This is a genomic window from Roseivivax jejudonensis (assembly GCF_900172265.1).
Lineage (GTDB): Bacteria > Pseudomonadota > Alphaproteobacteria > Rhodobacterales > Rhodobacteraceae > Roseivivax > Roseivivax jejudonensis.
In genome coordinates this window covers 132,635-152,462 of sequence record NZ_FWFK01000005.1, presented here as the reverse complement: position 1 = coordinate 152,462, position 19,828 = coordinate 132,635, and the positions used below count along the sequence as shown (strand labels likewise).

The following is a 19,828-nucleotide window of genomic DNA, read 5'->3' as shown; positions in this document are numbered from 1 at the left end:
ATCGCCTTGGACTTCATCGCAGACATCGTTCTCGCGCTCGGAGCGCTCGGGGCCGGCTTCTACTGTTTCGTGCTGGCCCGCCGTCTCGCGCGCTTCACCGATCTCGAAGGCGGTGTCGGAGGGGCGGTCGCCGTCCTCTCGGCCCAGGTCGATGACCTGTCGAAGACGCTCGATGCCGCCCGTTCCGCCGCCGGAACCTCGCAGGCGTCGCTGATGCAGCTGACCGAGCGCGCAGAAGAGGTGGCCCAACGGCTCGAGCTTCTGGTGGCGGCGATGCACGACCTGCCCGACCCCGCGGCGACGGACGGCCGCACCAGTCGTGATCGGCCCGGCGAAGGCTCCGCGGAGCCCGTGCCGGCCTTCACCTCACGCAGCGCCGCGCGCCCCGCCGCGCACGCAACACCAGACGGGTCGAGCGCGTATCGCAGCGCGCCGCACGATGGGGCGCACCGAAAAGCCGCCTCAATCGATGCGAACGCCGCGGGACGCGCGCGTTCTCCGGAGACCGACCCCGCAGAACCGGTTTTCGCACGCCGCGCGAGGGCCGACATATGACGCGCGCGCAACCGAGAAGTGCCGCGGTCGGTGCGCGGCAAAGGATGAGCAGTGCGCCGCCGAGCAAAATGAGCCGTGCTGCAGCCGGATTGTCACCACGACGGCCCGGTCGGGCAACCGGCGTGCGGCGCCGTCGCGGCCGCGGTGCCCTCGCACTGATCGGCGGTCTTCTCATTGCCTCGGCCCTGCTGCGTGCCGGCGGCGGGGTCGACCGGCTGACGGCCTGGGCCGAGGAAGGCGAGCCGACCGCTCCGACCGAAGCCGCGGACCCGACTCCGGACGCAGCCGCTCTTCTCGATGCGCTCGATGCACGGGAGGCGCGGATCGATGCGCGTGAACGCGACCTCCTGCTCCGGATGCAGGCGCTTCGCGTGGCGGAAGAGGAAATCGGCGAGCGGCTCCAGGCGCTCGAGGCGGCGGAGTCGAAGCTGCGGGCCACGCTCGACGTGGCGAGAACAGCGGCTGAAACCGACATCACCCAGCTGACGGACGTCTACGCGCGCATGAAGCCCAAGCAGGCCGCCGCCTTGTTCGAGGAAATGGATCCCGGATTCGCGGCCGGGTTCCTGGCGCGCATGGATCCCGAGCCCGCTGCGGCGATCATGGCCGGGCTGACCTCTGACAAGGCCTACCTGATCAGTGTGGTGCTTGCGGGCCGCAACGCCGATGTGCCGCGTCCCGCGCCAGACCAGGCACAGGACACCAGCGGCACGACGGATCCCGTCGCTTCGACACCAGGCCCGGACGGATGACCATGCATCCGGGCCCTATGGCGCCGGCGTCGATCGATGCCCGCTTGGCTTCGCGCGCCGCGGGACCTAGCCTCCGCCGCGCACGGCAGGGAGGCGTCGAACATGCGCATCGAGATGTGGTCGGGGCCGCGCAACCTTTCGACGGCGATGATGTATGCCTTCGGCAACCGCGACGACATGCACGTGGTCGACGAGCCATTCTACGCCGCGTACCTCGACGCGACGGGGCTGAACCACCCGATGCGGTCAGAGATTCTCGCCGCGCAGCCCCGGGACCCGGCCGACGTCATCGCGCGCTTGCGCGCCGCTCCGCCCGGGGGCCGGGCGCACCGCTATCACAAGCACATGGCGCAACACATGATCCGCAGCATCCCGCGCGACTGGTTCGACGGGGGCACGCATGTGATCCTGATCCGGCACCCCGCCCGGGTCGTGGCGAGCTTTGCCGCCAAGTACGAGAACCCGACTCTCGACGATATCGGGTTTTTGCAGCAGGCGGAGATCCACGAGGCCCTGTGCGCAGCCGGGCACAAGCCGGTCGTGATCGATTCCCACGACATCCGGCAGGCCCCGGAGACCATGCTGCGCAGATTGTGCGCGGCGATCGGTCTCGGCTTCGACCCGGCCATGCTCTCCTGGCCCTCGGGTGGTCATCCGCAGGACGGCGTATGGGCCCCGGTCTGGTACGGGGCCGTACATCGCTCCACCGGGTTTGCCGGGCCAGAGGGACCGTTGCCGGAGCTCGACGGGGCCGCGGCGCGGCTCGCCGAGGACGCCATGCCGGCCTACGAACACCTGCGTGCCCAAAAAATCTGAAGAATCCTCTTTGCCTTGAAACTTCGGCAGACCCGAATCCGTGACTACGCATCCGATCGGGCACCCCCCGACGGATTGATACGGCGTATCCGTCACGCCCGTGCCCCCCTTCGGGGTCGTGGCGGAGACCGGCCCGGCCCCCGCGGGGGCCGGGCAAAATCATCGCCGCACATGCGCGCGCGTCGTGTCGCAGCGGCTTCCGCCGTACATCTCGTCCAAAACCCCGGCAAAGCACTCCGATGCGCCCGGCACCGCCTCGAACAGTGTCATGCTGGAGCGGACCTTCAGGGCATCGACCGATCCGAGCATGTCCTCCGGATCGTGCCCGCGATGTCGCAGGAGAAGGCTTGCCGCGGTCTCGAGTCGCGGACCGAGAACCGGGTGCGCGAGGTAGTGCGCGGCCTCGTCCAACCCCGAGAGCCCGAAATGAGTCGCCCGCTGCGATCTGCCCAGCACCGCGAGTTGGGGAAACACCCACCAGATCCAGTGCGTGCGCTTCGCACCGGCGGTCAGTTCCGACACCACCTCGGGCCAGCACCTTTCCTGCGCGGCCACGAATTCGCTCAGCTCCGCCATATCAGACAGCTAGATGGAACCCGCGCACACGCAAGTGTGCGGCGCCGCGTCCCTTGGTCTGCTATCCTTCGAACAGCTCAGGGGAGGAGCCGATGATCCGGGGGATCGCAGTTGCAGCAAGTCTTGCGGCGCTTCCGGCCGCGGCACAGGAGGTCGCGGACCTTTCCCCGCGGGACGGCTGGTCCATCACCGCGACCGAAAAGGCGTACGACATGCTTGTCGCCGACACTCGCGCCGCGATCACCGAGGGCGGGCTCGGCATCGTGACACAGGCCGGCCCGACCGGTGCCGCCGCCGCCCGTGGCGTGACAATTCCCGGCAACACGGTGATCGGCGCGTTCAACAACGCCTACGCGGTCGATATCCTGCGGGTGTCGACCGCGGCGATGATCGAGGCACCGATCCGGTTCTACGTCACGGAAAACGCCGACGGCACGGCGACGCTGTCCTACAAGCGGCCGAGCATGGTATTCGCACCCTACATGGCGGAGGCACCGGAGCTTGAGCCGATCACGGCAGATCTCGACGACCTCTTCGCCACCATCGCCGCCGCGGCGACGGAATAGAGACTATTTCAAAAGGCTTGCGAGCTTCATCGCGACGCTCATGTCGCCCGACACCTTGATCTTGCCCATGGCGAAGGCCGTCATCGGGTTAAGCTTGCCGTGGATGAGCCGGTCGAGGTTGTCGCGCGAGATCCGGATCGTGCAGTCGGCCGGGTCGTCGGCCAACCGCGCCTCGCGACCGTCGAGCGTGATCGCGCCGTCGTCGCCGCAGTCGAACTTGAGGCTCTCGGCGATCGGCCGCTTGTCGAGTCCCCGCTGAAATCTGGCCCGGATCTCCTCGAGCGTCATGTCGTGCTCCCCTGACGATGCGCCGTCACTTGGACGCGCGGCGCTTCGCCTGACAAGCGCGACGTTGCGGCGTCGCGTCTTGGCGCGACCCTACGGCGTCAGCCGAGCCGGCGGTTGCGCGCGGCGAGCAGCTTCAGCCGCAGCGCGTTGAGCTGGATGAAGCCCGCAGCATCCTTCTGATCGTAGGCGCCCGCGTCCTCCTCGAAGGTGACATGCGCCTCCGAGTAGAGCGAATGATCGGACCAGCGGCCGACCGTCCGTGCGAGCCCCTTGTACAGCTTGAGCCGGACCGTCCCCGTCACGTGGGCCTGCGAGCGGTCGATGGCGGCCTGCAGCATCTCGCGCTCCGGCGAGAACCAGAAGCCGTTGTAGATCAGCTCGGCATAGCGCGGCATCAGTTCGTCCTTCAGGTGCGCCGCGCCGCGGTCGAGCGTGATCTGCTCGATGCCGCGATGCGCCTCGAGCAGGATAGTGCCGCCCGGCGTCTCGTAGATCCCGCGGGACTTCATGCCGACGAAGCGCCCCTCGACGAGGTCGAGGCGACCGATCCCGTGCCGGCGCCCAAGCTCGTTGAGTTCGGTCAGCATTGCCGCAGGCGACAGCGCCGAACCGTTCAGCGCGACGGCATCGCCCTTCTCGAAGGTGATCTCGACGAATTCGGGCGTGTCGGGCGCATCCTCGGGGTTCACCGTGCGCTGGTAGACGTAGTCCGGCGCATCCTCGGCCGGATCCTCCAGGACCTTGCCCTCGGACGAGGTGTGCAGAAGGTTGGCATCGACCGAGAACGGCGCTTCGCCGCGCTTGTCCTTCGCGATCGGGATCTGGTTTTCCTCGGCAAAGGCGAGGAGCTTGGTGCGCGAGGTCAGGTCCCATTCGCGCCACGGCGCGATGACCCGGATATCGGGGTTGAGCGCGTAGGCCGACAGCTCGAAGCGCACCTGGTCGTTGCCCTTGCCGGTGGCGCCGTGCGCCACGGCATCCGCCCCGGTCTCCTCGGCGATCTCGACGAGCCGCTTGGAGATCAGCGGACGCGCGATCGACGTACCCAGAAGGTAGAGCCCCTCGTAGACGGCGTTGGCTCGGAACATCGGAAAGACGAAATCGCGCACGAACTCCTCACGCACGTCCTCGATGTAGATGTTCTCGGGACGGATGCCGAGCATCTCGGCTTTCTTGCGCGCCGGCTCAAGCTCCTCGCCCTGCCCGAGATCGGCGGTGAACGTCACCACCTCGCACCCGTATTCGGTCTGCAGCCACTTGAGGATGATGGAGGTGTCGAGTCCGCCGGAATAGGCGAGAACGACCTTCTTGGGCGCATGTGCGGGCATGGCGGGCACTTCCTGATGTCGAAGCCGGGGCGGCGAAACTGGCGGCGCGGATAGCGGCTTTTGGACCCAGCGGCAAGGCAGGGCCGGGACCGCCGCGCTTGCCAAGCGGCCACGTCTGCGGCAGGAGCCTGAGACATGAGTGATTTCCCCGAGCGCGCCCGCGCCGCCGCACAGGCGATGCGCGAAATCTTCCCGCCCACGCCGTGCATGAAGAACGAGCACCTGTCGGCGCTCTACGGTGCCGAGATCTGGCTCAAGCGCGAGGATCTCGCGCCAGTCCGCTCCTACAAGATGCGCGGCGCCTTCAACGCCATGCGCCAGCAGCCGGACGCGGATCTCTTCGTCTGCGCTTCGGCGGGCAACCACGCGCAGGGCGTCGCCTTCATGTGCCGCCACTTCGGCAAGCGCGGCGTGATCTTCATGCCGGTGACGACGCCGCAACAGAAGATCCAGAAGACCCGGATGTTCGGCGGCGACGCCATCGAGATCCGCATGGTGGGCGATTACTTCGACGATTGCCTGCGCGCGGCGCAAAGCTTCTGCGACGAGGCGGGCGCGGTGTTTCTGCCGCCCTTCGACGATGACGTGGTGATCGAGGGACAGGCCAGCGTCGCGGCCGAGATCGACGCCGAGATCGGCACGCCCGACCACATCGTCGTGCCCGTGGGCGGCGGCGGCCTGTCGGCTGGCCTGCTGGGCTATTTCGGCCCGGCGGTCCAGTGGACGCTGGTCGAGCCAGCGGGCGGAGCGTGCCTCCGCGCCGCGCTCATGGCAGGGGAGCCCGTGGCACTGCCATCGGTCGACACCTTCGCCGACGGCGCGGCGGTGGGGCGGATCGGCGCGCGCCCGTTCGAGCGCCTGCGCGACGTGGGCCTCGCCAACACACTGACGATTCCGGAAGACCGGCTCTGCACCACGATCCTCGACATGCTGAACGTCGAGGGAGTCGTGCTCGAACCGGCCGGCGCGCTGGCGATCGACGCGCTGAAGGATCTCGGGCAGTCCATCCGCGGGCGGCGCGTGGTGTGCATCACCTCGGGCGGAAACTTCGATTTCGAGCGGCTGCCCGAGGTCAAGGAACGCGCCCAGCGCTATTCCGGGGTGAAGAAGTACTTCATCCTGCGCCTGCCGCAGCGCCCCGGTGCGCTGAAGGATTTCCTTGCCGTGCTCGGCCCCGACGACGACATCGCGCGGTTCGAGTATCTGAAGAAATCCGCGCGTAACTTCGGCTCTGTATTGATCGGAATCGAGACCACCGAGGCCCGGAACTTCGAGGTCCTGTTTTCGAAGCTCGACGCGCAGGGCTTCGTCTGGCGCGACATCACCGAGGACGACACTCTGGCGCAGTTTCTGGTCTGAACCTGCTCATCGGGTGTCGCACTCGGTCAGTCCCTGCTCCAGCGCGACGCGCGATGCGTCGAAGAGCGGCCGCAACCGGTCGAGCCCGTCGGGCCGCGCGCCCGCGGCCGCCTGCGCCTCTCCGGCCGAGCAGAGCGCCGCAAAGTCCCGAAGCCCGAGATCGAGCGCACTGCCCTTGAGAAAGTGCAGCTTCGCGGCAAGGTCCGGCGCGTCCGGCGACAGCGCGTCGAGCGCCGCGGCCACCTCGGACAGGAAGAGCGCCGCCACCTCGTCGAATGCCTCTGCGCCGATCTCGGTGCGCAGGGCGAGAACCTGATCCCAGTCGATCATGACCGCTCCGGTATCGCACATGCCAGTGAAGCGGAGGTTAAGACCGCGCTTCAGCAACGCTTCACCATTTTGCCGTATCGACCGGACGACTGGCGCGACGGGCGCCGGGTTTCGTGGACCTCGGCATGATCGAACCGCACAGGCTGCCGCGGGCGGGGTCCGCATCGCCGGAACACGGCCGCGATGCGGCCCCGCCCGGCGCGGCCGTCCTGCCGCGCATCCTCGTCGTCGACGATAGCGCGGGCCAGCGGATGATGCTGTCGCGCCGGCTTGGCCGCTGGGGCTACCGCGTGACCGAGGCGCGGGACGCGTCCGAGGCGCTGGCGCACCTGGCGGAGGTGCCGCACGACATCGTGCTGTCCGACTGGATGATGCCCGGCATGGACGGGCTCGAGCTGTGCCGCCGGCTGCGCGCCATGCCCCGGCGGGACTACAGCTACTTCATCCTCCTGACCTCCAAGAGCGACAAGGCCGAGGTCGCGCGCGGCCTCGATGCCGGCGCCGACGATTTCGTGTCGAAGCCTGTGAACCCGGCCGAGCTGCGCGCGCGCCTCAACGCCGGAGCGCGCATCCTGTCGATGCAGGCCGAACTGCAGCAGCAGACGGCGGTCATCTCCGACACGCTGCACAAGCTGCGCGGCGCCTACGACGCGATCGAGCGCGACCTGAGGCAGGCGCGCACGATCCAGCAGGCGCTGGTGCCGCGGCGCAGCCTGTCGGTCGGCGCGACCGAGGTCAGCCTCCTGTTCAAGCCGTGCGGCCATGTGGGCGGCGATCTCGTCGGAATGTTCAGTCCGGGGCACGGGCGGCTCGGCGTCTACGCGATCGACGTGTCCGGCCACGGTATCACATCGGCGATGGTCACGGCCCGGGTGGCCGGCTACCTCAACCCCGATTTTCCCGAACAGAACCTGGCTCTGGAGCCGCGGTTCGGGCGCTTCTTCGCGTTGCGCCGGCCCGAAGAGGTCGTGCGCCAGCTGAACGCGCGCCTCATGTCGGACCCCGGCGTGGACGAGTACCTTACCATGGCCTACGCGAGTTGTGATCTCGACGGCGGGCGGATCGACCTCGTTCAGGCGGGCCACCCGAGCCCGCTGCTCCTGCGGGCGGACGGCCGGGCGGAGTTCGTCGGCCTCGGCGGTCTGCCGGTTGGCCTGATGCCGGAAGTGGAGCCGATGGCGCTGTCGCTGCGGCTGTCGCCCGGCGATCGCCTGCTTCTCTACTCGGACGGGGTGACCGAGGCGGAAACCCGCACCGGCGGCATGCTGGGCGAAGACGGGCTTCTGCAGATCATCCGCGCCTGCTGGGCGAGCCGTGGGACCGAGTTCCTCGACGAGCTGTTCTGGCGGCTGTCGCAGGCCGCCGCACCCGGCGACGGGTTCCAGGACGATGTCTCGGCGGCCCTGCTGGACTATCGGCCGGGCGCCCCCGGCTGACGCTCAGGCGCCCGGCGCGTGTCGCGCGACGAACGCCCGGTCGCCGCCGTTCCCGAGCTGCCGCGCGGCAAGCTCCGGCGCCATCCAGACCGCACTGTGCCCGGCCTCGCTCGGTGGCCCAAGCTGCAGCACCGGGCGAGCGGCATAGACGATGCAGAGCTTCTCGGCCCAGAGCGCGTATTCCGGCATGTAGGTGAATCGGCGGAACGCCCCCAGCCGCCGTGGCGTGGCGATACGCCAGCCGGTCTCTTCCAGCACCTCGCGGTGCAGCGCGGCGAGCGGACTTTCTCCGGGATCGATGCCGCCGCCCGGCAGCTGGAACTCGGGCCACGGCTCTTCCTGATGGGTCAAGAGAAGGTCGCCGCCCCTTTCGAGGATCGCGTACGCCCCGGCGCGAAGCGTGTAGCGGCGCCCGGGCTCGGGCGGTGGACCGAAGCGTTCTGTCATGGATCGGTCCCCTTGGACGCCCGCTTGCACTGCATATATGGCCCCGATATGCCAATCCCCGGGCTACAAGGAAACCCCATGACACTCGGCACCAAGCTCGCCTGGGACGATACCGTCCTGCCTTTTCAGCTCGACCGCTCGGATATCCGCGGCCGGGTGGCGCGGCTCGACGGCGTCCTGGACGGGATCCTGAAGCAACACGACTATCCCCCGGCGGTCGAGGCGCTCGTCGCCGAGATGGCGCTCCTGACGGCGTTGATCGGCGAGACGATCAAGCTGCGCTGGAAACTGTCGCTGCAGGTGCAGTCGAAGGGCCCGGTGCGCATGATCGCGACCGATTTCTACGCACCGGAGAAAGAGGGCGAGCCCGCCCGCATCCGCGCCTATGCCAGCTTCGACCGCGACCGCATCGAGCGCGTTCCGATGGCCAACGTGGGCGAAGGGTACTTCGCGATCCTCGTCGACCAGGGCAAGGGCATGCAGCCCTACCAGGGCATCACGCCGCTGGTCACCACGTCACTGTCGGATGCAGCGGAGTCCTACTTCGCGCAGTCCGAGCAGCTGCCCACGCGCTTCCAGCTGAAATTCGGCCGCTCGACCGAGGCCGGCGGGCAGGAACACTGGCGCGCAGGCGGCATCATGCTGCAGCACATGCCGAAGGCGAGTCCGCACGTTCAGGGCGGCGGCTCCGGCGAAGGCGGCCTGCTGAAGCCCGAGGACATCCTCAACGATGACGAGGGCGAGGACTGGAACCGCGCGAACTTCCACCTCGACACGGTGGAGGACATCGAGCTGATCGGTCCGTCGCTGCCGCCGACGGACCTGCTGGTGCGGCTGTTCCACGAGGAAACGCCGCGCGTGTTCGACACCCAGCCGGTGCGCTTCGGCTGCACCTGTTCGGAGGATCGCGTCCGCCAGTCGCTGTCGATCTACTCGGCCAAGGACATCGAGAAGATGACCACCGACGACGGGCGCGTGACCGCCGACTGCCAGTTCTGCGGGGCGCATTACGTGCTCGATCCGCAGACGCTCGGCTTCGAGGCGACGGACACGCCGTCGGATCGCGACTCGGGCGATGACGATTGACCCGCTCGATCGGCTGCGCCGAGCGCTCGTCGCGCCCGGAGAGATTTCGACCGATTACGACCTGAACCCCGACACGGTGCTCCCGCCCGGCAGAAAGCTCCGGCCGGCGGGGGTGCTTTTGGCGCTCGTCGAGTCCGATACCGGGCCGCGCGTGATCCTGACCAAGCGATCCTCGCGGCTGAAACACCATCCGGGCCAGATCGCCTTTCCGGGCGGCAAGCAGGATGACGGCGACGCCGATGCAACGGCGGCGGCCCTGCGCGAGGCGGAGGAAGAGATCGGCCTGCCGCGGTCGCAGGTGGAGCTTCTGGGCCATCTGCCCGCCCACGAGACGGTCACGGGTTTCCTGATGTCGCCGGTGGTCGGGCGCGTGCGCGATGGCTTCGATCCCGTCGCGGAGCCGGGCGAGGTCGAGGAGATCTTCACCGTGCCGTTGGCGCACCTCACCGACCTGTCGCGGTTCTCGGTCCAGTTCCGGCGCTGGCGCGGCACGCGGCGGCATTACTATACCGTGCCGTTCGGCCCCTACTACATCTGGGGCGCCACCGCGCGCGTGCTCTACGGCCTCGCCGACCGGATGGCGTCGTGCGACTGACCGATGCGGAGTGGCTGACCGCGCCCAGCGCGCAGGCGGTGCTCGGCACGATCGAGGTGGGCGGCCACCGCGCGCTCGCCGTCGGCGGCTGCGTGCGGAACGCGCTGTTGGGGCTTCGGGTCGACGACGTGGACATCGCCACCGATGCCCGTCCCGACCGCGTCATCACGCTGGCCGAGGGAGCCGGGCTGAAGGCAGTGCCGACCGGGATCGACCACGGCACCGTGACCGTGGTCGCCGAAGGCATCGGCTACGAGGTCACGACCTTCCGCGCCGACGTGGATACCGACGGCCGCCACGCCACGGTACGCTTTTCCGACAGCGTGGAGGAAGACGCGCGGCGGCGCGACTTCACCATGAACGCGCTCTATGCCGAGCGGGACGGACGGGTGATCGACCCGCTCGGCGGTCTGCCGGACCTCGAGGCGCGGCGCCTGCGCTTCATCGAGGACCCGGGCCGCCGCATCCGCGAGGACTACCTGCGAATCCTGCGCTTCTTCCGCTTCTCGGCCTGGTATGCCGACCCCGAGCACGGCATGGATGCCGGCGCTCTCGCCGCGATCGCGGCACATCTCGACGGCATCTCGCGGCTCTCGCGCGAGCGGATCGGCGGGGAGGTGACGAAGCTCCTGTCCGCACCCGACCCTGCCCCGGCCGTGGCCGCGATGCAGGCGACCGGCGCGCTGGCGGCGACGCTGCCCGGGGCGGAGCCCTCGGCGCTGGCCCCGCTCGTCCACCTCGAACGCGACGCCGGGATTGTGGCGGCGCCGACGCGGCGGCTCGTCGCGCTCGGGGTTCGGGATGGCGCCGCCCTGCGCCTGTCGAAGGCCGTGCAGCGCCGCATCGCCGCGATCGCCACGGCCACGGATCACGGCGCGGGCGCCGAGGAACTGGGCTACCGGTTCGGGGCGGACATCGCCCGCGACGCCCTGCTGATCCGCGCCGCGAGCCTGCCGGCGCCGCTGCCGCCCGGCGCGATCGAGGCGGCCGCCCGCGGCGCAGAGCACCGCTTCCCGGTCAAACCGCGCGACCTTATGCCCGCGTTCGAGGGCGCGGCCCTCGGCGATCGCCTCGCCGAGCTCGAGGAGGCCTGGATCGCGTCCGGATTCGAACTCGACCGGGAGGCGCTTCTGGCCCGCTGAGGCGCGTGCCACCGGCCACGCGCCGAAACCGGCCGAGGGCGGCCCACACGCGTCCCTTCAGGTTTGCATCCCGCCCCGCCGCCGCCTAGGTTCCGCGCATTCGCCCGGCCGGCCTCGCGACGCCCGCCGCCCCGGGCGGCAACCCAGACATCCGAGGAGCCGGAACCGTGCGCCTCTTCCGCTTCTTCGAGGGCCTCGTCGACCCTTACGTCGACTATCCCGAGACCGACGCGCCCCCGCGTCGGCTCCTGCCCTTCATGCTCGATTATTCACGCCCCTTCCGGGGCGTCTTCGCGCTGGCCGGCATCCTGTCGGTCGTCGTCGCGGGGGTCGAGTTGCTGCTGATCTGGGCGATGGGCTGGGTCGTCGACATCCTCGCCGGATCCCCGGCCGAGGTCTGGGCCACGCACGGCTGGGCCCTGATCGCGCTCGGTGTCTTCATCCTCGTCCTGCGCCCGGCGCTGCAGGCGCTCGACGTCCTGCTCCTCAACAACACGATTCTGCCGAACTACGGCACGCTCTACCGCTGGCGGGCGCACCGGCACGTGCTGCGCCAGAGCGTCGGCTGGTTCGAGGACGACTTCGCCGGCCGCATCGCCAACCGCATCATGCAGACGCCGCCCGCGGCGGGCGAAGCGGTGTTCCAGATCTTCGATGCGCTGACCTACTCGCTGGCCTACGTCATCGGCTCGTTCTTCCTGCTGGGCATCGCGGAGCCGTGGATGATGGCACCGCTGGCGGTCTGGTTCGGGCTCTGGATGGCGCTGATGCGCTGGACGGTGGCGCGCGTCAAACCCGCCAGCCAGGCCGCGTCGGACGCCCGAAGCTTCGTCACGGGCCGGGTCGTGGACAGCTACACCAACATCCACTCGGTCAAGATGTTCGCGCACCACGACCGCGAGGTCGAATACGGCCGCGAGGCGATCGAGCACGCGCGCCAGACCTTCGCGAACGAGATGCGGATCTACACGATCATGGACGTGGCGCTGACCGTGCTCAACGGCATCCTGATCGTCGGTGTCGTCGGGCTCGCGCTCTGGTTCTGGGGCGTTGGCGCGGCCACCGTCGGCACCGTGGCGGCGTCGACCGCGCTGGCCCTGCGGCTCAACGCGATGACCGGCTGGATCATGTGGGCGATGACGAGCTTCTTCCAGCAGCTCGGCATCGTCGCCGAGGGGATGGAGACCATCGCCCAGCCGATCCGCCTGACCGACGCATCCGATGCGCGCGAGCTCGTCCTCGACGAGGGCCGGATCGAGATCGACCGCGTCTCCCACCACTACGGCAAGGGACAGGGCGGTCTCGACGCGGTGTCGTTGACCATCCAGCCGGGCGAGAAGGTCGGCCTCGTCGGCCGCTCGGGGGCGGGCAAGTCGACGCTGGTGAAGCTGCTCCTGCGCTTCTACGACGTCGAAGACGGCAAGATTCGCCTCGACGGACAGGACATCCGCGAGGTCACGCAGGAAAGCCTGCGCCGCCGCATCGGCATGGTTCAGCAGGATTCGGCGCTCATGCACCGCTCGGTGCGCGACAATATCCTCTATGGCCGACCGGAGGCCGGCGAGGACGCGATGATCGCCGCCGCGAAACAGGCACAGGCCCACGAGTTCATCGCGGATCTGCAGGACGCCAAGGGCAACCGCGGCTACGACGCGCAGGTCGGCGAACGCGGGGTGAAGCTCTCCGGCGGCCAGCGGCAGCGCATCGCACTCGCCCGCGTGATCCTGAAGGACGCGCCGATCCTCCTGCTCGACGAGGCGACGAGCGCGCTCGACAGCGAGGTCGAGGCTGCGATCCAGGATACGCTCTACGGCATGATGGAGGGCAAGACGGTCATCGCGATCGCGCATCGGCTGTCCACGATCGCGCACATGGACCGGATCCTCGTGATGGATCAGGGCCGCATCGTCGAGGAAGGCAGCCATGCCGCGCTCCTCGTGCAGGGCGGTCTCTACGCAAGCTTCTGGGCCCGCCAATCCGGCGGCTTCCTGACGATGGACGACAGCGAGGCGGCGGAGTGAGTTCCGCCGCTTGCTCCGCGCTTGCCGCGCCACATCTAAGGTGATGATGAAACAACCCGCCGACTGGATCGATCCGTTCGCACATGCGGACGGCCCGCCGCCGCGGACGCTCTTCGCGTTCGTGAAGTGGGCGCTTTCGGGCGCGTGGCGGATCGTGCTGGCGGGCTCGCTGCTCGCGGTCTGCGTCGGCACGGTCGAGGTCGCCGCGGCGATGGTGCTCGGCCTCGTGGTCGACGCCGCGCTGGCCGCCGAAACCTCGGTGTTCGCGGAATCGACATGGACGCTCCTCGGTGCGCTGGCGTTCTTCGTCGCGCTGCGCCCGGCGGCCTACGTCGCCAGCACCTACTTCAACACGATCGTCATACAGCCCAACGTCTTCAACCTCGTGCTGTCGCGTCTGAACAGGTACACGATCGGGCAGGCCAGCACCTTCTTCGACAACGACTTCGCCGGGCGCATCGCTCAGAAGGAGATGCAGACCGCCCGCGCCCTGACCGACGTGGTGGTCGAGATGGTCACCTCGATCCTGGTGGCGCTTGCCTCGTTCATCGGGGCCATCCTGCTGATCGGGACGATCGACCCCCGCATCGCCGCGGGCCTGTTGATCTGGTTCATCGGCTACGTGCTGATGATCCGCCACTACATGCCGCGCATCCGCAAGACGTCCAAGGCGCGCGCCGGCGCCCGGGCGCAGGTCACCGGGCAGATCGTCGACACCGTGACCAACATCAAGACGGTCAAGCTGTTCGCCCATGCCGATCACGAGGATCGCGCGGCGCTCGACGCTATGGCGACCTTCCGCGACCGAACGCTGTCTTACGGCCGCGTGGCGACCGCGTTCCGCTTCTGGCTGGTGATGCTCGCCGGGGTGCTGCCGGTATTCATGGTGGGCGGGGCGCTGATGCTGTGGTCGACGGGTGGACTGTCGGCCGGCGACATCGCCGCGACCGGCGCCGTCGCCCTGCGGCTCGCGCAGATGATCGGCTGGGTCAGCCACACGCTGATGGCGCTCTACTCGAACGTGGGCGAGACCGAGGACGGCATGCGCACGCTGACCCCGCGCTACACGCTGCTCGACGCCGAGGACGCGACCGATCTCGAGGTGACCGGTGGCGAGGTCGCGATCGAGGATGTGACCTTCCGCTACGGGCACGACATCGGCGGGATCGAGGACATCGACCTGACCATCGCGCCCGGAGAAAAGCTCGCCGTCGTCGGGGCGAGCGGCGCGGGCAAGTCGACGCTCGTCGCCCTGCTGCTGCGGATGTACGACGCCGAGGACGGGCGCATCCGCATCGACGGGCAGGACATCGCCCAGGTGACGCAAGAGAGCCTGCGGCGCCGTATCGGCATGGTCACGCAGGAAACCGCGATGTTCAACCGCTCGGCGATGGAGAACATCCGCTACGGCGATCCCGGCGCCACCGAGGACCAGGTGATCGAGGCCGCGCGCAAGGCCGAGGCGCACGACTTCATCACCCGGATGCAGGACCACGAGGGGCGCAAGGGCTACGACGCGCATCTGGGCGAGCGCGGGGTGAAGCTGTCGGGCGGGCAACGTCAGCGTATCGCGCTCGCGCGGGCGATCCTGAAGGATGCGCCGATCCTCGTGCTCGACGAGGCGACCAGCGCGCTCGACAGCGAAGTCGAGGCGCAGATCCAGTCCGCGCTCGAACGTGTCATGGAGGGCAAGACCGTCCTCGCCATCGCGCATCGCCTCTCGACCATCGCGCACATGGACCGGATCGTCGTCATGGACGAGGGCCGGATCGCCGAGATCGGCACGCATGACGCCCTGCTGGCCAAGGGCGGGCTCTACGCCCGCTACTGGAGCCGGCAGTCGGGTGGGTTCATCTCCACCCGCGCGGCGGCGGAATGATCCGGCGCTGACACTCGACGCCGCGGCCGTTTCGCGGCATCAGCGGCGCATGACGATCAAGCTCACCATCGACAGGCTCGGCCATCTGGGCGACGGCATCGCCACAGGTCCGGTCTTCGTGCCTGGCACATTGCCGGGCGAGACGGTCGCCGGCGACGTCGACGGCGACACGATGCCGGCACCGAAGATCGTCACGCCCTCACCCGACCGCGTCGCGCCGCCCTGCCCCCATGCGCGCACCTGCGGCGGCTGCCAGCTTCAGCACGCGGCGGATCCGTTCGTCGAAAGCTGGAAGGTCGACGTGGTGCGCACGGCGCTCGCCGCGCATGGTCTCGATGCGCCCATGCGACCGGTCGCCACCTCGCCCGAGCGCAGCCGGCGTCGCGCGACATTCTCGGCCCGGCGCACGAAATCCGGCGCGCTGGCCGGCTTCCACCGCAAGCGATCCGACGTGATCGTGCCGGTGCCCGAGTGCCGCGTGGTCCATCCCGACATCGCTGCTGCGCTTCCGCTGGTCGAATCGCTCGCCCGGCTCGGCGGCAGCCGCAAGGCCGAGCTGTCGGTTCAGATCACCCGCAGCAACGCCGGCCTCGACGTCGCGGTGACCGGCGGCAAGCCTGCCGACGCAGCGCTGCGCTCCGAGCTTGCGGCCCTCGCCCGCGCGCGGAACCTCGCCCGTATCGCATGGGGCGCCGACGAAACGCTGGAGCGGCGACCGCCGGCGGTCCGGCTGGGCCCGGCCGAGGTGATCCCTCCGCCGGGCGCCTTCCTCCAGGCCACTCTTGAGGGCGAGGCGGCCCTGCAGGCAGCCGTGGCCGAGGCGGTCGGCGACGCGCGCCGGATCGTCGACCTCTTCTCCGGGTGCGGCACCTTCACCCTACCGCTGGCCGCGCGGGCCGAGGTGCACGCCGTCGAGGCGTCGCGCGACATGCTGGCGGCGCTCGATCGCGGCTGGCGTCACGGACCGGGGCTGCGCCGCGTCACCACCGAGGCGCGCGATCTCTTTCGCGATCCGCTGTCTTCGGTCGACCTGGCGCGCACCGATGCCGTGGTGATCGATCCGCCCCGCGCCGGCGCCGAGGCGCAGGTCGCGCAGATCGTCGAGGCGGCCGCGCCGCGCGTCGCGCATGTCTCGTGCAACCCGGTCACCTTCGCGCGCGACTGCGCGGCGTTCGTCCGCTCGGGCTACCGGCTCGACTGGGTCCAGGTTGTCGATCAGTTCCGCTGGTCGTCGCATATCGAGATCGCGGCCGCCCTGTCGCGCGGGTGACCCACCTGCCCGGATTCACCGAATCGTGAGCACCCTGCTGATATATCTGTGCCGACGGGCCGTTTTGGGGTAAAAGGCGCGAAAAACGAGCGGGCAGTATCCATGCACATCATCAAGGTTATCGCGGTCGTCGCCGCGGCGCTGAGCCTATCCGCGTGCGGAAGCAAATTCCGCACGTACAACGGTCCGGAGGTCACCCGGGTCTACGTCGACAAGTCGGAACGCAGGATGTACCTGATCCACCACGATCGGGTGCTGAAACAATATCCGATCCAGCTCGGCTTCGCCCCGGCGGGGCACAAGCAGTTCGAGGGCGACGGCCGGACGCCGGAGGGCCATTACCTCATCGACAAGCGGAATCCGAACTCGAAGTTCCACCTGTCGGTCGGCATCTCCTATCCGAACGAGAACGACATCGCGCGGGCGCTGGCGATGGGCCGCGATCCGGGTGGCGACATCTTCATTCACGGCGGACCGCAGCGCGGCAGCAGCGCCAATGCCAAGAGCGATTGGACCTGGGGCTGCATCGCGGTGAGCGATCGCGAGATGGAGCACATCTACGCGATGGTGCGGGACAATACGCCGATCTACATCGCGCCCTGACCTGTTTCGCGCCCGGGCGGGGCGCGGCGATCACCGGTCGCGGCGGCGTCAGAGCCCCGCGATCTCGGTGCCGCCGCCGCCGCCCGGCGCGCCGGTGACAAGCGTCCACCAGATCTTGCCGTTGGGTTCCTGGTACCAGGCGAAGCCCATCTCGCGCGCCTCCGGGTTCAGGATGACATCGCGCGTCGCCGGATCGTCCATCCAGGCGGACAGCGTTTCCAGCTCGGTTTCGAAGGTTTCGGAAATCGCCTCTCCAACGAGCTGACCGGGATAGCCGGCACGCTGCACGCGCTCGACCGGCGAGGAGCCGTCGGACCCGAAATGCCACGGACGGTTCTGCACCGACATGTCGCGCGAGTGCGTCGCCGCGGCGGCCCGCAACTGCGAATTGAGCTCCAGTGGCGACGCCCCGTTCGACTGTCGCAGGGAATTGACCGCGTCGAGCATGCGGTAGGACACGCGGGACTCGCTGGCGCCTGCAAGGTTGTAGACCTGCATCGGCTGGCCGTCCGGGCCGAGCGCGGTGTTGCTCGTCGTGATCGTCGGGCCACAAGCCGCGAGGGTCAGAGCCGCGCCAGCGGCAAGAAGAAGGAAGCGTGTCATGGCCTGTCCACCCGTTTAAATTCTGTTAAGGAACGCCATATCCCCGTATAAGTTGCCATTCAAACCCACATCGACGTGAAACCGCCGATGACGCGCGTTTGAATTGCGGCTGCGGCCGATCCGCCCTAGCCGCTAAATAGATCTGAAGAGTGGACCCGGAGACGTTGTCATGAGCAAGATCCCATCTTCCCGATTCGGCCGGCGCGGCTTTCTCGCCGGAACCGCCGCGTTCCTCGGCGCACCCGCACTGGCACAGACGGGCCCAGGCACGACCGAACTCGAGCGTGACCTGTCCAACGTGGTGCGCCGCAACGTGTCGAGCTTCCGCACGCTGGACTGGCAGCCGTACTTCTCGAACCTGAACAACGGCGCGATCCTCGTCGATATCCGCTCGCGGGCGCTGCATTACTGGTCCGAGGATCAGAGCCTCTACAAGCTCTATCCGACCTCCGTGCCGCTGACCGAGGACCTGACCCGTCGCGGCCGGACGTCGGTGACGCTGAAGGATCCGGCGCCGGATTGGCGGCCGACTCCCTCGATGAAGCAACGCAACCCTGAGTGGCCGGATTACGTCCCGCCGGGCCCGGACAATCCGCTTGGAACGCGCGCGCTTCACCTAAGCTGGCAGTATTACCGGATCCATGGCACGCACGACACGCGCAAGATCGGGCGCCGGTCGTCGAACGGATGCATCGGCCTCTACAATCACCATATCGAGGAGCTTTATCAGCTCGCCACGGTGGGCACACAGGTGTTGCTAATTTGACGACAGGCGCTGCGTTTCACAGGCATCTCAAGGGCTAGCAAATTGCTTTGGCGTTTTTTTGCTGGTTAGAACGACTCACGAGAATACGTCTTGGGTGCCTGTCGCTGGGTCCTTCCCGGCCGCGGTGGCGGGCCAGCATCTGGAGGAATAGATGAAGAAACTCGCACTCGCCGCCGCAATCGCAGCAGCCGGCACCTCGGCCATGGCCGGTTCCTACGCGAAGGATGACGTGGTCATGGAGCCCGTCGTCGTCGTCGAAGAAACCGAGCAGCAGTCGTCCTCGGCCGCGATCATCGTGCCGCTGATCCTGCTCGCTCTCGTCGCAGCAGCAGTCGCGTCCGACTGATCCGCGACAGCGATCGGAATAATCCGGAAGGGCGGCGCCGCGAGGGGCCGCCCTTTTTCGTTGCGCCCGACCCGGCCGACTACTCAGCCGCAAGTTGCAGCGCTTCCGCGCCGCCGACCTCGTCCGGCACCTGGTGCGCCCAGACCAGCGCACGGTGATCGAACCCGCCTGACAGCTGCGGTTTGACGATCTCGAAATACGGCGAGATGTCGAAATCCCCCGGCACGTACAGCGAATGGTGCCGGATGTGCAAAAGCTCGCGTCGTGTCGCGCCGTCCCGCGTGCGCAGCTTCACCTCGCGAACCCGCGGCAGGATCGGATACCCGACCTCCTGAAACGCCTGCGCGATCAGCGACGAACAGATCGCCCGTGTGGGATCCCCGGACCCGAGCGCCAGCATCCGGCGCCGCCACCGTCGCGGCAGCGGCGGCTGCGGCAGCACGAACCGCGCCAGATCGAAGATGTTGCGCATGTCGTAGCGCAGGCCGATGCGATCAGCCATGAACCGGGCGACCTGCTTGCGCTCCGCGTCGTTCAGGCCGACCGGTCGGCAGATGCGCGTGTGGTGGCGGGTGTACTTGGCCAGCGGCACCGCCACGCACCCCTCGCCCAGGTTGACTTCCACGAGGTCGAGTCCGGTGCCCGCCGCGTCGCCCACATAGACGGCGGCATGCGACCAGGTTGATTGGGTCAGGTACTTGACCGACTGCCCGACGATGGACTGCCCGTCGACCAGCAGCACGTCGCCAGGGCGCAGCGTGCTGCGCAGGCGGTCGAAATCGGCCGGCACGTGGCTCCCGCCCGAGGCGTCGTTCGACGTCAGCCGCCGCGCGAGCCAGAGACCCGTCGCGCGCAGGGCGCTATCGATGCGGGATTTCACGCTGTCGGCCACGTCCCAACCCTTCCTCGTCTCGCGGCGCACGTGCGCCACGGATCAAAGGTAGGAACGCCGTCTTTCCAAACCGATACCGAATACGCGCGCGCCTGTTGCACGGAGGATCACCTTGCCGCGCGAATTGTATCAAATTGTGGCAGAAAAGGGGCGCGCCGACGATCCGGCGCCG

22 protein-coding genes are annotated in these 19,828 nt (G+C 68.6%); 15 read left to right on the top strand and 7 right to left on the bottom strand.

What is annotated here, in order from left to right; genetic code table 11:
• The first annotated feature begins 6 nt into the window (after positions 1 to 6).
• The 3 genes from ROJ8625_RS21575 (at position 7) to ROJ8625_RS14315 (ending at position 2,123) form a co-directional block, all read left to right on the top strand.
• Positions 7 to 555, top strand: a complete 549-nt coding sequence (locus ROJ8625_RS21575) for a hypothetical protein (RefSeq protein WP_370738475.1) — start codon at positions 7 to 9, stop codon at positions 553 to 555.
• Entirely contained in the window at positions 552 to 1,307 is a 756-nt protein-coding gene (locus ROJ8625_RS14320) for a MotE family protein (protein WP_234984277.1), read from the top strand. Before ROJ8625_RS21575 ends, ROJ8625_RS14320 begins: the two co-directional genes overlap by 4 nt.
• 102 nt (positions 1,308 to 1,409) lie before the next feature.
• Positions 1,410 to 2,123, top strand: a complete 714-nt coding sequence (locus ROJ8625_RS14315; RefSeq protein WP_085792584.1) for a sulfotransferase-like domain-containing protein — start codon at positions 1,410 to 1,412, stop codon at positions 2,121 to 2,123.
• A gap of 159 nt (positions 2,124 to 2,282) precedes the next feature.
• Here the strand turns inward: ROJ8625_RS14315 and ROJ8625_RS14310 are convergent, their stop codons facing one another.
• Entirely contained in the window at positions 2,283 to 2,699 is a 417-nt protein-coding gene (locus tag ROJ8625_RS14310) for a DUF1810 domain-containing protein (RefSeq protein WP_143535135.1), read from the bottom strand.
• A gap of 92 nt (positions 2,700 to 2,791) precedes the next feature.
• Here ROJ8625_RS14310 and ROJ8625_RS14305 point away from each other — a divergent pair, with 92 nt between their 5' ends.
• Positions 2,792 to 3,265: a DUF302 domain-containing protein gene (locus ROJ8625_RS14305; RefSeq protein ID WP_085792582.1), complete on the top strand. Its 474-nt coding sequence runs from the start codon at positions 2,792 to 2,794 to the stop codon at positions 3,263 to 3,265.
• 3 nt (positions 3,266 to 3,268) lie between these two features.
• On the opposite strand, the gene ROJ8625_RS14300 is transcribed toward ROJ8625_RS14305, so the two are convergent.
• Together ROJ8625_RS14300 and ROJ8625_RS14295 are read right to left on the bottom strand one after the other, a co-directional pair.
• Complete coding sequence (locus ROJ8625_RS14300; protein ID WP_085792581.1) at positions 3,269 to 3,553, bottom strand: SCP2 sterol-binding domain-containing protein; 285 nt, start codon at positions 3,551 to 3,553, stop codon at positions 3,269 to 3,271.
• A gap of 98 nt (positions 3,554 to 3,651) precedes the next feature.
• Complete coding sequence (locus ROJ8625_RS14295; protein ID WP_085792580.1) at positions 3,652 to 4,881, bottom strand: argininosuccinate synthase; 1,230 nt, start codon at positions 4,879 to 4,881, stop codon at positions 3,652 to 3,654.
• Between the two features lie 135 nt (positions 4,882 to 5,016).
• On the opposite strand from ROJ8625_RS14295, the gene ilvA reads away from it, so the two are divergent.
• Entirely contained in the window at positions 5,017 to 6,240 is a 1,224-nt protein-coding gene (gene ilvA, locus ROJ8625_RS14290) for a threonine ammonia-lyase IlvA (protein ID WP_085792579.1), read from the top strand.
• A 6-nt stretch (positions 6,241 to 6,246) separates the two neighbouring features.
• Here the strand turns inward: ilvA and ROJ8625_RS14285 are convergent, their stop codons facing one another.
• The gene (locus ROJ8625_RS14285) at positions 6,247 to 6,570 is read right to left on the bottom strand and encodes an Hpt domain-containing protein (protein ID WP_085792578.1); all 324 of its coding nucleotides are present in this window, start codon (positions 6,568 to 6,570) and stop codon (positions 6,247 to 6,249) included.
• A 125-nt stretch (positions 6,571 to 6,695) separates the two neighbouring features.
• Between ROJ8625_RS14285 and ROJ8625_RS14280 the strand changes: the two genes are divergently transcribed.
• Positions 6,696 to 8,006 carry a PP2C family protein-serine/threonine phosphatase gene (locus ROJ8625_RS14280; protein ID WP_085792818.1) on the top strand — a complete coding sequence of 437 codons (1,311 nt, stop codon included), beginning with the start codon at positions 6,696 to 6,698 and terminating at the stop codon, positions 8,004 to 8,006.
• Positions 8,007 to 8,009: 3 nt separating this feature from the next.
• Here the strand turns inward: ROJ8625_RS14280 and ROJ8625_RS14275 are convergent, their stop codons facing one another.
• Positions 8,010 to 8,453 carry an NUDIX hydrolase gene (locus ROJ8625_RS14275; protein WP_085792577.1) on the bottom strand — a complete coding sequence of 148 codons (444 nt, stop codon included), beginning with the start codon at positions 8,451 to 8,453 and terminating at the stop codon, positions 8,010 to 8,012.
• 78 nt (positions 8,454 to 8,531) lie between these two features.
• Between ROJ8625_RS14275 and hslO the strand changes: the two genes are divergently transcribed.
• The 7 genes from hslO (at position 8,532) to ROJ8625_RS14240 (ending at position 17,049) form a co-directional block, all read left to right on the top strand.
• Positions 8,532 to 9,539, top strand: a complete 1,008-nt coding sequence (gene hslO / locus ROJ8625_RS14270; protein ID WP_085792576.1) for an Hsp33 family molecular chaperone HslO — start codon at positions 8,532 to 8,534, stop codon at positions 9,537 to 9,539.
• Positions 9,529 to 10,134, top strand: coding sequence for a CoA pyrophosphatase (locus tag ROJ8625_RS14265; protein ID WP_085792575.1), 606 nt, complete (start codon positions 9,529 to 9,531; stop codon positions 10,132 to 10,134). Before hslO ends, ROJ8625_RS14265 begins: the two co-directional genes overlap by 11 nt.
• Positions 10,125 to 11,276, top strand: a complete 1,152-nt coding sequence (locus ROJ8625_RS14260) for a CCA tRNA nucleotidyltransferase (RefSeq protein WP_085792574.1) — start codon at positions 10,125 to 10,127, stop codon at positions 11,274 to 11,276. The genes ROJ8625_RS14265 and ROJ8625_RS14260 overlap by 10 nt, the downstream gene beginning before the upstream one ends.
• A 167-nt stretch (positions 11,277 to 11,443) precedes the next feature.
• The gene (locus tag ROJ8625_RS14255; protein WP_234984276.1) at positions 11,444 to 13,297 is read left to right on the top strand and encodes an ABC transporter ATP-binding protein; all 1,854 of its coding nucleotides are present in this window, start codon (positions 11,444 to 11,446) and stop codon (positions 13,295 to 13,297) included.
• 43 nt (positions 13,298 to 13,340) lie between these two features.
• Complete coding sequence (locus ROJ8625_RS14250) at positions 13,341 to 15,176, top strand: ABC transporter ATP-binding protein (RefSeq protein ID WP_370738474.1); 1,836 nt, start codon at positions 13,341 to 13,343, stop codon at positions 15,174 to 15,176.
• 55 nt (positions 15,177 to 15,231) lie between these two features.
• Positions 15,232 to 16,446 (top strand): class I SAM-dependent RNA methyltransferase, encoded by a 1,215-nt coding sequence (locus ROJ8625_RS14245; RefSeq protein WP_085792815.1) that lies wholly within the window; start codon positions 15,232 to 15,234, stop codon positions 16,444 to 16,446.
• 102 nt (positions 16,447 to 16,548) lie between these two features.
• Positions 16,549 to 17,049: a L,D-transpeptidase family protein gene (locus ROJ8625_RS14240; RefSeq protein ID WP_085792573.1), complete on the top strand. Its 501-nt coding sequence runs from the start codon at positions 16,549 to 16,551 to the stop codon at positions 17,047 to 17,049.
• Between the two features lie 48 nt (positions 17,050 to 17,097).
• On the opposite strand, the gene dalA is transcribed toward ROJ8625_RS14240, so the two are convergent.
• Complete coding sequence (dalA, locus tag ROJ8625_RS14235) at positions 17,098 to 17,652, bottom strand: divisome-associated lipoprotein DalA (RefSeq protein ID WP_085792572.1); 555 nt, start codon at positions 17,650 to 17,652, stop codon at positions 17,098 to 17,100.
• Positions 17,653 to 17,821: 169 nt separating this feature from the next.
• Between dalA and ROJ8625_RS14230 the strand changes: the two genes are divergently transcribed.
• Together ROJ8625_RS14230 and ROJ8625_RS14225 are read left to right on the top strand one after the other, a co-directional pair.
• Entirely contained in the window at positions 17,822 to 18,418 is a 597-nt protein-coding gene (locus ROJ8625_RS14230) for a L,D-transpeptidase (protein WP_085792571.1), read from the top strand.
• Positions 18,419 to 18,569: 151 nt separating this feature from the next.
• Positions 18,570 to 18,764 (top strand): ferrochelatase, encoded by a 195-nt coding sequence (locus tag ROJ8625_RS14225; protein ID WP_085792570.1) that lies wholly within the window; start codon positions 18,570 to 18,572, stop codon positions 18,762 to 18,764.
• A 79-nt stretch (positions 18,765 to 18,843) separates the two neighbouring features.
• On the opposite strand, the gene ROJ8625_RS14220 is transcribed toward ROJ8625_RS14225, so the two are convergent.
• Entirely contained in the window at positions 18,844 to 19,656 is an 813-nt protein-coding gene (locus tag ROJ8625_RS14220) for a C40 family peptidase (RefSeq protein ID WP_234984275.1), read from the bottom strand.
• Between the last annotated feature and the right edge of the window lie 172 nt (positions 19,657 to 19,828).